This is a genomic window from Paenibacillus motobuensis, assembly GCF_039521865.1.
GTDB lineage: Bacteria > Bacillota > Bacilli > Paenibacillales > Paenibacillaceae > Fontibacillus > Fontibacillus motobuensis.
Genome location: NZ_BAAACX010000015.1, coordinates 134,576 through 146,964, shown reverse-complemented (window position 1 = coordinate 146,964; position 12,389 = coordinate 134,576). Strand labels below are relative to the sequence as shown.

Below are 12,389 nucleotides of genomic sequence, written 5' to 3'. Positions count from 1 at the left end.
ATGGCACAGGCTTCCTCAATCGCATCCAGGTCCCAACTGCAAGACCAAGCCAGCGGAATTGGGAAAATCGTCTGGTGACCGTGAATGACATCTGCATTAAATAGCAGCGGTATACCGTGCGGCGATTGTTCGACCGCAATTTTCTGCAATTCGAATACGCGCCGAATGTCAAACGCCCCGAGAATCGATCCAGCACGCCCTTCGGCTACCAATTTCTCGGGCGGATCTGATACGACCTCTCCTCCGAACGAAAAGTCCGATGCTGCACACTGGCTCATTTGACCCACCTTCTCAGTGATGGACAGCTTGGCGAGAAGCTTATCGACTTCCTCAGCGATCTCAGCGTCTGTTCTTTCCAATACGCCAACGCGGCGGTACTTCGTTAGTTCTGCGATGATCCCTTCGCCTTGTGAACCCCCTGCCCCTTGCTTGCCTTCGAACGGAAGCGATCCGAAAGGCGGTAGATGAAGCGTTCCTTGACAGGTTTCACCGGAGAAATGCATCTCGAGTGTGGCTTCCGATTCCGATAAGAACAGCGCTTTGCCAGAAGCTTGCAGATGATTATGATCTATAGTCACCTGATCAAAGTTAACAGAGATTGGAAAGGGCTCCATCGAGAAGGAGACGTTCATCCCCTCATCCAAATTTCTGATCATAAATTTCAATTTCAAATGTAAAGGCTGATCGATAAATGCATGCCATTTCCCCAACATATTGTAACCTCCGTACCTATGATTTCTTGTTGTTTTGGTCGTTTGATCTTCTATAAATAAAGCGGAATTTCTTTAACGCCTCTGACGATCATCCCAGGTCGCCACTCTAGCTCGTTTTTATCGACCTTTAGTTTGATCTTAGGATAACGCTTCAGTAAACTCATAATGGCAATTTCACCTTCCAGCCGAGCGAGGGGGGCACCCAGGCAAAGGTGAATTCCTGTTCCAAAGGCAAGGTGTTGGCTTTTTTGCCGGGTAATATCAAAAATTTCAGGATCATCAAACTGGTTCGGATCGTGGTTGGCGGAATTCAGCGCTACAATCACTAAGTCTCCCTTAGCCATTAACTTGCCTTTGAACTCCAAATCCTCTCCCGCCCATCTCGATGTACTGAATTCGACCGGACCATTATAACGAAGTACTTCCTCAATTGCGGTATGGATCAAATCCGGATTCTCTTGCAGCTGCTTCATCTGTTCCGGGTGCTCTAATAAAGCAATAATGCTATTGCCGATCAAATTAACGGTTGTTTCGTGTCCGGCAACAATGAGGAGCGTTACTATGCCATATAATTCACTCTCTGTTAACCGATCACCTTCGTCTTCGGAAATGATAAGTTGGCTAATTAAATCTTGCCCAAGATTTCCCCGCACTTGGGCAAACCACTGTCCAAGGTACTGGATGAATTCGCCCATATGCGTAATCAGTTCATCGGAAGTTACACCGTCTGAGCCCTCGATCAACGAATTGGACCATACGCGGAACTTATCTCGATCTTCAGAAGGAACGCCAAGCATTTCGCAAATGACGATAATTGGCAGCTGGAATGCATAATCATCGATTAGATTCATGCTGTCTTTTCCGGATAAGCTATCAAGCAGTTCATCGGCGATTTCTTGTATGCGGCCTCTGAGTCCCGCTACCATTTGCGGTGTAAACGCCTTTTGAACGAGTCCGCGTAATCTTTTGTGATCGGGTGGGTCTGCAAACAGCATATTGCGAGCGAAAACGCTTTCTGAATAAATATCAGCGCCTGATAGTTTTGTAAAGTCCTTAATAAATCTAGGGTCTTTCAGAACTTCGACCGCATCTTCATATCTCGTGATCATCCATCCATTTTGGCCATCCGGGAACTTCATCCGGTACACAGGATCTCCCTCTCTTAATTGAGAATAAGCGGGATAGGGATTTTGAGTGAATGCATCTGTGAAAAAATGGTTTCCCAAGTTTTTTGTATTCATTCTGAAGTCTCCTCTCTAATCAAACATAGTGGTGTTATTAATGATTAGTCTTGTCGGTACTTACCTTTCGAACAATGACGATAACAACTCCATGGCTTGGTCCTCGTCCGGACCGTCAAAGGTAAGTGTAAGCAACGTTCCTTGTTTTGCTTCCATGGCCATAATCCCCAAAATACTTTTCGCATCCGAAATAATATTTTTTTCGTCCCATATGATACGAATTTCTGACTGAGTAGAAGCAGCGGTGGAGCTCACCTGTTTTGCAAATACAACCTGGAAACCGTCGGTCGGCATTTCAATTTTGATGGCTTTCATTCAACTTCCTCCTTAGGGCGATCAAGCACATCTTACGGTTTTTAAATCCTCTATGATTTGTGGGTACTCTTTGTCCAGCTTATATGGAATGAGCACGATCAGAAGAATTACGTTAAAAATAATAGGTAAATAAATAAACATAAATTGTATGGAGGCGCTTGCAGATGCGCTAATGGTCGCTTGACCCCCAACATATCCGCCTATAGCGAGCAGCCATCCGACAAGAGCTGCGCCTATTCCGTTGCCTACCTTCCCTCCGAAGCTGCCAGCACTGTATACAAGGCCTTCTGTACGAATACCCGTTTTCCACTCGCCATAGTCGATCGTGTCGGCCAGCATCGCGTACCCTGAGGCTGCCACAGGAACCATACCGATTGATCTGATGACAAGAGAGGTGATAACAATCGGTAGATTCACTGGATCTATGATCATGATGGAGCTGCCAATGATCGAAATGATTAATCCGATGATCATTGTATTGCGCTTTCCGAATTTCTTAATCACCGGTGAAATCACGAGTAAACCAAGAACAATTGGAATGAGGGACAAGACCCCGAAAAGGCCAACCAAATCTTTATTATGCAAAATGTACTGGGCGTAGAATACATTGACTGCAGCTCCAGATGCGCCATATATGCCATAGCAAGTCATCACCAGCAGCATCATAAACCAATATTTATTACGAAACAGTGCTTTAATGCTTCGTTTTAACGGGATGTCCTTATTTACCACAGACGGCTTCACCCGCTCTTTCGTCGAACGGAACGTTATGAAGATAAGAATCATAGAAACAGAACCAAAGATAGTGAATGTCCGTAGCCACCCCCCTTTGCCACCGCCGAATGCCTCGACGAGTGGCAGCGTCATCGTTGATATGATTAATGTTCCGGTAATGCCTATCAGCATCCGAAATATGTTGAGCAGTGATCGTTGATACGTGTCTTGCGTTATCAGAGAGTTCATAACCCCATATGGGATGTTAATACCTGAATATAAGATATTGACGATTAAGTAGGTTGCATAAGCGTAAGCAAGCGCTCCTGTTGGCCCCAGATCTGGAGCCGAAAACAGTAGTATGCTTGCAATGCCAAACGGTATGGCAAGCCACAGTAGCCAGGGACGAGCCTTTCCGTGCTTGCTTTTTGTTCTGTCAATGAGGGTGCCGACTCCGATATCGACGAAACCGTCGAATACGCGCGCAACTAGCAGCAGTGTACCTACTGCAGCAGCAGAAATCCCGACGACATCGGTGTAGAAGAAAGTTAAGAACGTTGAGATCGCTGCCAAATGAAGGGTGCCCGCCATTTCGCCAAAACCATAACCAAGTTTCTCTCTAAATCTAATTTTCTCAATTTCCATGACCCCGCCTCTTTCTATTAGAGTTGGTTCAATTGATATACGAGTCCATCCAGCATCTCATCTGTAAAGGCTCCTTGACTAAAGGTAACCATAGAACGTAGCGGCATATACTTCAGCATCTCGGAGAACATTTCACTCATACCTTCCATAGATTGAAGATCGCCTAATGTAGCGCTCATGCCCTCTTGGAACTGTTGAATCAATCCTTGTACAATCGGTGCTCTTTGCGGATCATTCAATAGATCGGTAACCACCGTATTTCTGTCTACTTTGATTTTCACCGTTACTGTAGACTCGACATGCATTGTATCCCGCAAGACGATATCTTCAGACGAACGTCCGATCAAAATTTCAAATTCGCCGGACTCCACATGCCAATCTTGTAGCGCAACATTATAATAGGCGAACGAACGCTTATCCAACGTAAATGTAATGGTCTTCTCTTCGCCCGGCTGAAGATCGACTTTGTTAAAGCCCTTCAATTCTTTGGCAGGGCGCATCACCGTACTTTCCTCATCGCGGACATATAGCTGAACGATTTCTTTACCCGAGCGAGATCCCGTATTTCGCACCGTTACCTGTACGTTCACGGATTCCGTATCTTTGATTGCTTTGCGATCGATGACGATATTGGAATATTCAAATGTGGTGTAGCTCAGACCGTGTCCGAATGGGAACAGCGGCTTGACTTCTTTGGTATCATAATAGCGGTAGCCGACAAAGATGCCCTCGCGGTATTCGACTCGATTGCCTTCACCTGGGAAGAACAGGAAAGATGGATTGTCGCTCAGCTTCATCGGGAACGTCTCAGCAAGCTTTCCGCTTGGATTCACTACGCCGAACAGCAGGTCCGCAATCGCGCCTCCCGTCGCTTGACCACCCAAGTAAGCTTCAAGTATCGATTTTACTTGACCCACCCAAGGCATTTCGATTGGTGAGCCATTCATAAGTACGACAACCACATTGCTTTGTACATCCGCTATTTCTTTAATAAACTGGCTCTGGTTCTCAGGCATACGCAGATGCTTACGGTCGTAGCCTTCGGATTCATAACGATCAGGAAGACCCGCAAAAATGATTGCAACATCTGCATCACAGGCAGCTTGTTTCGCTTCCCCGACTAAAGCGGCGTCCAGATCGTCTTTATCGATATGGTATCCTTGAACGTACACAACCGAGGCAGTATCGCCAGCCAGCTTTCTGATTTCTTCAAACGGAACTTCGATTTTGGTCGGGTTGATATGAGAGCTGCCGCCGCCTTGGTACCTCGGCTTTTGCGCAAACTCACCGATGACCGCTATTTTCTTACCTTTTGAGAGCGGTAGCAGGTTCTCTTCGTTTTTCAGCAGCACCATCGTTTCACAGGCAACCGAACGCGCCAGCAGGTGATGTTCATCCATGTCATATGTGGCGTTTGGCTTCTTATGATCCATACTCATGAAAATGATCCGCAAAATCCGTTCTACGGCACGATTGAGCATCTCCTCGGACAATTGTCCATTGCGGACAGCCTCTACAATTTTCCGGTCACCCATACCGCCGTTTGCAGGCATCTCGAGCTCTTGCCCGGCGGAAAGACCGTCCACCCGAACATTGCTCGCCCCCCAATCGGTAACAGTGAACCCCTCATGACCCCATTCTTCCTTCAGAATATCGGTAAGCAAAAACTTGTTTTCTGAGGCATACGTTCCGTTTACTTTGTTGTAAGCGCTCATGACCGTCCAAGGCTGAGCATTTTTTACCGGCCCTTCGAAGCTCGCCAAATAAATTTCCCGCAGCGTCCGCTCATCCACAATAGCGTCAATATCTAACCGTCTATGCTCCTGATTGTTTACCGCAAAGTGTTTAAGCGATGTACCGACACCCTGGCTTTGGACACCTTTAATATGGCTGGTCGCCATTTCTGAGGAAAGGTAAGGGTCCTCCGAGAAGTATTCGAAGTTGCGTCCGCATAATGGTGAGCGCTTGATGTTCGCGCCTGGTCCGAGCAGGACAGCAATGTCCTCCGCTTGGCACTCTTCACCCAGCGCTACGCCGACCTTGCCAATCAAATCGCGATTCCACGAGCTAGCCATTCCGGCTGCCGAAGGGAAGCAAGTCGCGGGTACACTGTCTGCTATGCCTAAGTGATCCGAGTCTCCCGTCTGTTTGCGTAGCCCATGTGGGCCGTCCGTCACCATAATGCTAGGAATGCCAAGGCGTTCGACGCCTTTTAAATGCCAAAAATCAAGGCCCGAGCACATGCCCGCCTTTTCTTCCAATGTCATCTCAGAGATTAGAGCTTGGATATCGCGTTTCATGTAGATATAACCTCCTAGGATTCAAGAATCATTACTGGCCTAATTATTTCATGAAACCGCTTTCCCTTATGTTATGATACTGAGAAAAATCGTATATAAATGGGGATCACAAATAAATAATTTACAGACCGTCTGAGTGGTCAAAAAAAAGGCCAACCAGAAGTTTTCTGGTTGACCTCATTTAGAGACCATGCTGTTTGAACCATTGTTGGCTTAATTGAAGAAATGTTTGACTACCAATACTGCCATGAATGAGGTCAAAACCATGATCGCTGTATGGCATTATAACCTGTTTAATATCAACCCCTGCTTTTCGAACCTTCTCCGTAAAGTCATAGGTAGCTTTTGGTGGCACGAGATGATCTCGTTCTCCAACTAAGATAAATGTTGGTGGTGCATATGGGGTTATATGTGTATCAGATTGGATTGCTTTATAACGTTCTGGATATTGATTTGGTGCTCCGCCAATATAAGATTCAATCATATTACGACCAGCACTACCAAACAACTCATTCGGATTATTGTAGAAGGATGATGGATCGACCACTGGGTATATCGTGCTAACAGCTACAACTTTTGGAACTTCTCCCCCACTCGCTGACTTCAAAGTTCCTTGATTCGCTTGGTAGGATGTATTAAGAACAAGGTTACCTCCTGCTGAATCACCGATCATCGCAAAACGTGAAATGTCACCACCATAGTTCTTCGCATTCTGCCCAGCCCATGTCATTGCACAGGCGATTTGTCCCTCTGTTATATCCCAAAGATTTCGTTCTTTCGTTGATAATGTATAATCAACACTTATGACGAGCCAACCTTGTTCAGCAAACCAACGCATATCCGATTGATGGTCTAATCTGCTTCCCATAATCCATCCTCCACCATGCACGTACATTAGCACTGGATGTTGCTCATTTGAATTACCCGTTAATGGTCGATAGATTTCAAGTTTAAGAGGTTCATTGTCGTAACTACTATATACAACGGTCTCTTCAGATATATCTGTACTTACCGCAGGTTTGAGTGTTTGGAATAAATTAATATGGGCACCGTTATCATTGGCTGTTGCGATCATGCGACCGCTAATAATCAAACAACCAACACATGAGAGTAATGCCATAATCGACAAAATCAATGAGGCACGATTTCTATTCTGAATCCAGAACCAACCTACAAGCAGCCCAATAAGCAATGATAGTACTAAAACCCAAGAAATTACAGATGCGATTGTGGTTCCGATTGTCCCTAAATACGGAATAAAATTAGCATGTGCACCTAGAACCAGCAATGTAATCGGTACAACGATGATCCAGCATAAAACTAAAAAAAACGTGCGAAAAATACGTACTATCGTCCATTTACTTTTTGAGTACTCTAAAGAAGCATTCTCTTTCACTTTATTTCATTACCCCCTATAGCCTCCAAACGGATAATCCCTCGCCTTGATCGGTTAACCTCCTTGGAATGTATGAAATCTGGATAGCATTATTATTACATAGGATCGTTTTCCTTTATGTTATAATACTGAGAAAAATCGTATGTAAAAGGGGGTTCCACTGTGGTCAATAATCACGATTACCCTGATCTATCCTACTCGTGTAAGCTACTATCTGAAAACACACAACTACCGGTCTTTTATACAAAGGAAGGACATACTGTCGAGACAATTTGGGGAAGTAGGGATCAGCATAATCCTTTTTTCATGGAATTCGAAAAGCTTGTCCGCCCATTTATCGAGAAAGAGATGGAATACCCAGTGATTCTCACGGCAAATTCCTGGGAGGATTTTATTATAGTACCTGTTAAACGTCATGGAGAGTGGAGTGGATTCGTGGTCATTGGCCCTTCAGTCCGTCAGGCAACAACGGAGGAGCATATCCTTGGACTCATGAATGATAACCACTTGTCCTATCGTGATCTACCCCACTGGAAGGCATATTGGGATAGCCTGCCCGTCGTGAGCCATCTTCGTCTGCATCAGATTATCGCACTTGCACATTGGATGATTAATCAAGAGACTCTGGAGATTACGGATGTGCTGCAATATAGTTATCAGTCTGTGCTGCCATCCATGTTCAAGGAGAATATAGCTATCGAAGTTTCAACCAATAGGGAACTGTCGGTGTCTAATCATAGCTTTAAAATCTGGGATAAGTTGAAAGAATTAATTCGTACAGGCAATACAACCGAATTAATGAAACAGTGGGTTGCCGTTCCCACCGAGAGCATTGGGGTCTTATCCAAGCGAAGTCAACTCCGGAATGCAAAAAATTTAGCCATTTGCTGCATTACGCTCGCGACGGGGGCCGCTATAGAAGGAGGATTATATGAGGATCTAGCTTTTACGCTCAGTGATCTACATATTCAGCAAATTGAGGATCTGAACGAAGTCAAGGCGGTTGAGGCCGCGATGGCCAGCGTGGTATGGGACTTTACGGAACGGGTCAAACAGAGCCGGAATGAGAAAATGTCCAAACCTGTCAGGGATTGCTGTGAGTATATTTACAGTCATTTATATCAAGAAATTACAATTGATAAACTCACAGAGTTGACAGGACTGAATGACAGCTATTTGATGAATTTATTCAAGAAGCAAACAGGTATGACGCTAATGAACTATGTACAAAAACAGCGGGTGGAAGAAGCAATGGAGCTGCTCCGTATGACCAATGATACGGTATCGTCCATTGGATTAAGGTTGAATTTTAGTGATCAATCTCATTTTATTAAAGTGTTCAAGAAGTTTACGGGCATTACACCTAAGAAGTACCGATCTACGTTGACTACAGAAGGTTGACGGAACGGAAGTGAGGCATCTTTCGGGACCTCCAATCGATGCCTCATGAACCGCGTTTACAGCGTCAAACCACCATCCACGACAATAATTGAACCCGTCATATAGCTAGACTTGTTGGAAGTTAGGAAGACGACCATCTCTGCTACTTCTGACGGATCAGCAAACCTCCCTATTCTCATGTTCGGGAACTCCTCTGGCATGTAGCCAGATTCCTGAAGCATCATGGGAACAGATTGCGCCAATGTCGTATCGACGCCCCCTGGACAAATCGCATTAACACGAATCCCTTTTCTTACGTATTCCAGAGATGCAGCTTTCGTCAACCCGATCACGGCATGCTTGCTCGCAGCGTATGCTGCGAGGCTGTGTTCAGCGCGAACGCCAGCTGTTGATGATGTATTGATGATCGAACCGTACCCTTGCTTCTCCATGACCTTAAGAACATGCTTTAGACCAAGAAATACACCCTTAACGTTTACATCCATGATGCGGTCGTATTCGGTCACGTCGATATCCGTTAGCATAGAGAACTTTTGTATAACACCAGCGTTATTGAAAAATGCATCAATTCGTCCATACTCTTCGACGGCCAGTTGAACATACCGTTCAACATCTTCGTTCTTCGATACATCGGCCTGCACAAAGATGCCTTCCCCACCATGTTCACGAATAAGGGCTAGCGTCTCTTCACCCGTCGTTCGATTGAAATCGACCGCGACGATTTTCGCTCCGTTTTGTGCCAGCTTAATACAACTTGCGCGTCCGATTCCACTGCCTGCTCCGGTAACCACTACGATTGGATTCTCACTCTTCATCTGTTCATTCCTCCATGCAATGTCATATTTACCCTATATGTGCGTGAAGCTAGTACAGTTCTAAATATCTCATGCAGGTGGATTCTCATATAGAATGATTCTGTGAAAAATGGTCCATCTATGACCGGATCGGTCCATATAGAAAAAGGAGTTAAGCATTATGTCGCTTAACTCCTACGTTAGAAAATAACGATTCCAGCCACAGCTGCCAGCAAAATAACAGCAAAGGGATGCACTTTATACCTGGTTACTCCAATAAGACACCCTACACTGATCAATAAACTCCCTGCCATAGACCAACTCAATAAAGCATCGCTTCTTCCGCTAAATGCAAAGTGGATAGCCGCATAAATAATCATGCCGGTAATCACCGGACGTAGCCCGTAGAACGAAGATTTCACCCAATTATTACTCTGCATCCGCATGAAAAGTGCTGTGATCAGGATAACTATTAATAATGACGGAAGTATCATGCCTATCGTAGAGACAATGCCGCCTAGAATTCCATACTCGAAATAACCAATCAAGGTAGCGGCATTCGTAGCAATGGAACCGGGAGCCATTCCGGCAATAGCCACAATCTCCTGGAATTGCTGGTCGTCCATCCAACCCATGCTGGACACTTCCCGTTGGATCAATGTCATAACGGCATAACCGCCTCCAAAAGAAATAAGGCCTACCTTAACAAATACTAAAAACAGCTTCCAAAGCATATCATGATCACCCTCAGATGTAGTATTCAGGGAAATGAGGCTCCTTTGTCTCTTCAGGTCGCGCTCTCTCCGTCTTGACGGTCATTCCGCAGTTCCGCTTCAAGAGCACTACCACAATCCCGAGTATGGGTCCTCCTAGTATTAAATAGAACGGATGAATTCCGGTAAACAGCAGTAATATAACTGCCATTGCAGCAATAAGCAATGTGGCCGAATCGATGACAGATGATCTCCACATTTTATAAGCAGCAACAATAATCAGGGAGACCACTGCAGCATGAATTCCTTTTAGAGCCGCTGCTACTTTAATATTGTCTTTGAATACAGCCCCGAGCAGACTTAATATCAATACGATAAAAAGGGTAGGCAGTGTAATCGCAGTCACGGCAGTAACCGCACCCGCTACACCGCCAAGGCGATACCCTATAAATGCAGCGGAGTTAACAGCAACGCCACCAGGAGCTGACCCCGAGATGGACACCATCTCCCCCATTTCCTCCTGACTCATCCATTTCTTCTTATGGACAATCTCCTGTTCAATCGTTGCGATCATAGCATATCCGCCGCCAAAGGTAGAGGGGCCTATTTTGAAAAAGACAGCGAAAATCTTCAAAAGCATTCTCGCCCGGTCATATATCGAATTCGAATTCTTCATTCGGTTCACCTTCTCAGTCATGTTGTTTCTATCACGAAGATAACATCCTGTATTATAACACATTTATTTCATTTTGGATTTAAGTTTCCGAAAACGGTATAATAATAACTAAAAATATGGCGATTTCATTTGGATTTTCTATGTATAGTTTCAAGTAAATTTCTTTTTGGAATTATGATTCCATATCTATGGCTCAACTAGAAATTATAGGAAGATAACGTTATACTATTTGATATCCCGACTAATTAACTTGGAAATGGAGAAAGATAACTATGATCGCTCATTCCAATCCTTCAATAAAAAAACAAGTGTATGATCGGATCGCCTATCACGGTGCGATAACCAAAGCTGAATTATTGAATGATTTCTCTATAACCAGCAGCAGCATGACCCGTCTGCTGGATGAGATGACTTCACAAGGCTTGATCATGATCTCTGGTCTTGGTAATTCTACAGGTGGCAGGAAGCCTATTTTGTTCCAGACCAACCCGAAATACCGTTACCTGATAGGCATAGAAATCTCCAGGATCTACTCCACGTTAGGGCTCTATGATATGCATCTCAACCCTCTCTCTATCATTCATTGGAAGATGGATGCTAGCATGACCCCCGAGCTTCTGGTCAAGCATATCACTAAGACAGTCCATGAATTGATGGAGAACCACCATATTACTTCTAAGGAAGTCCTCGGGATAGGCATCGGAGCCGTCGGTCCTCTGGATCATAAGCAAGGGATTATTGTTGATCCTGAACTATTCCCCGCTCCTTCCTGGCAGAACGTACCGATATGTCAGATGATAACAGAGCAGTTGCATATTCCGGCCAGGCTTGACAATGGAGCCAATACTGCACTTATTGGAGAACACTGGGCGCTCAGAACTAAGAATATTCAACATGCCCTCTATATTCATGTCGGTGCCAATATCCGCTCTGCGGTCATGTCAAGTGGACAAGTATTACGCGGAGTTGTAGACACAGAAGGGGCTATTGGCCAGATGATCATCCAGACGAATGGCCCAAGACTGGGGGATACAGGCAACTATGGGGCTCTTGAAGCCTTTGTGTCTGTTGCTTCACTCGTGGAACGTGTACGCACACAATTAAAAATTGGGCGCAGTAGTGTAATATCTGACATTCCGCCCGATCTTATTACTTTTGCAACACTGATCAAAGCACTTGCTCAAGGAGATCCTCTCGTACAAGAACAATTTACTGAGACAGCGGCCTATCTAGGGATAGGCATCGCCAACTTGATCAATACGATTCACCCGGAATATGTAATTTTGGGAGGCCCGCTTATTAGCGCACATCCTCTAGTCTTTGATACCGCTATAGAGGTTGCCAAGAAGAATACCTATCGTTATCCCAAATACAGTCCGATCTTTACACAAGGCATACTTACCAATGAAGCTGTGGCAACTGGAGCTGCTATCTTGATCTTGCATGACTGGGAGATTTGATAGATTCAAATTGGTATTAAG

Annotated in this window: 10 protein-coding genes and 1 pseudogene; 2 read left to right on the top strand and 9 right to left on the bottom strand. The window is 44.9% G+C overall.

Features of this window, described 5'->3' with window-relative positions:
* The 6 genes and pseudogenes from ABD014_RS16670 to ABD014_RS16645 form a co-directional block, all read right to left on the bottom strand.
* A pseudogene (locus ABD014_RS16670) lies at positions 1–713 on the bottom strand (glycoside hydrolase family 3 N-terminal domain-containing protein); the annotation flags it as partial.
* A gap of 50 nt (positions 714–763) precedes the next feature.
* Positions 764–1,954 (bottom strand): cytochrome P450 family protein, encoded by a 1,191-nt coding sequence (locus ABD014_RS16665; protein WP_343862975.1) that lies wholly within the window; start codon positions 1,952–1,954, stop codon positions 764–766.
* A 60-nt stretch (positions 1,955–2,014) separates the two neighbouring features.
* Positions 2,015–2,269: an HPr family phosphocarrier protein gene (locus tag ABD014_RS16660; RefSeq protein WP_343862974.1), complete on the bottom strand. Its 255-nt coding sequence runs from the start codon at positions 2,267–2,269 to the stop codon at positions 2,015–2,017.
* A gap of 21 nt (positions 2,270–2,290) precedes the next feature.
* Positions 2,291–3,628, bottom strand: a complete 1,338-nt coding sequence (locus ABD014_RS16655) for an MFS transporter (RefSeq protein ID WP_343862973.1) — start codon at positions 3,626–3,628, stop codon at positions 2,291–2,293.
* A gap of 17 nt (positions 3,629–3,645) precedes the next feature.
* Positions 3,646–5,928 carry a beta-glucosidase gene (locus ABD014_RS16650; protein ID WP_343862972.1) on the bottom strand — a complete coding sequence of 761 codons (2,283 nt, stop codon included), beginning with the start codon at positions 5,926–5,928 and terminating at the stop codon, positions 3,646–3,648.
* Positions 5,929–6,109: 181 nt separating this feature from the next.
* On the bottom strand, positions 6,110–7,324 hold the full coding sequence (locus ABD014_RS16645; protein WP_343862971.1) for an alpha/beta hydrolase: 1,215 nt from the start codon (positions 7,322–7,324) through the stop codon (positions 6,110–6,112).
* A 306-nt stretch (positions 7,325–7,630) separates the two neighbouring features.
* Between ABD014_RS16645 and ABD014_RS16640 the strand changes: the two genes are divergently transcribed.
* Positions 7,631–8,725 (top strand): helix-turn-helix domain-containing protein, encoded by a 1,095-nt coding sequence (locus tag ABD014_RS16640; RefSeq protein WP_343862970.1) that lies wholly within the window; start codon positions 7,631–7,633, stop codon positions 8,723–8,725.
* Positions 8,726–8,781: 56 nt separating this feature from the next.
* On the opposite strand, the gene ABD014_RS16635 is transcribed toward ABD014_RS16640, so the two are convergent.
* From ABD014_RS16635 to ABD014_RS16625, 3 genes are all read right to left on the bottom strand, one after another.
* Positions 8,782–9,540, bottom strand: coding sequence for an SDR family NAD(P)-dependent oxidoreductase (locus ABD014_RS16635; protein ID WP_343862969.1), 759 nt, complete (start codon positions 9,538–9,540; stop codon positions 8,782–8,784).
* A gap of 179 nt (positions 9,541–9,719) precedes the next feature.
* Complete coding sequence (locus ABD014_RS16630) at positions 9,720–10,253, bottom strand: chromate transporter (protein ID WP_343862968.1); 534 nt, start codon at positions 10,251–10,253, stop codon at positions 9,720–9,722.
* A 13-nt stretch (positions 10,254–10,266) separates the two neighbouring features.
* The gene (locus tag ABD014_RS16625) at positions 10,267–10,908 is read right to left on the bottom strand and encodes a chromate transporter (protein WP_343862967.1); all 642 of its coding nucleotides are present in this window, start codon (positions 10,906–10,908) and stop codon (positions 10,267–10,269) included.
* A 272-nt stretch (positions 10,909–11,180) separates the two neighbouring features.
* On the opposite strand from ABD014_RS16625, the gene ABD014_RS16620 reads away from it, so the two are divergent.
* Positions 11,181–12,368, top strand: a complete 1,188-nt coding sequence (locus ABD014_RS16620; protein ID WP_343862966.1) for an ROK family protein — start codon at positions 11,181–11,183, stop codon at positions 12,366–12,368.
* The last annotated feature ends 21 nt before the right edge of the window (positions 12,369–12,389 follow it).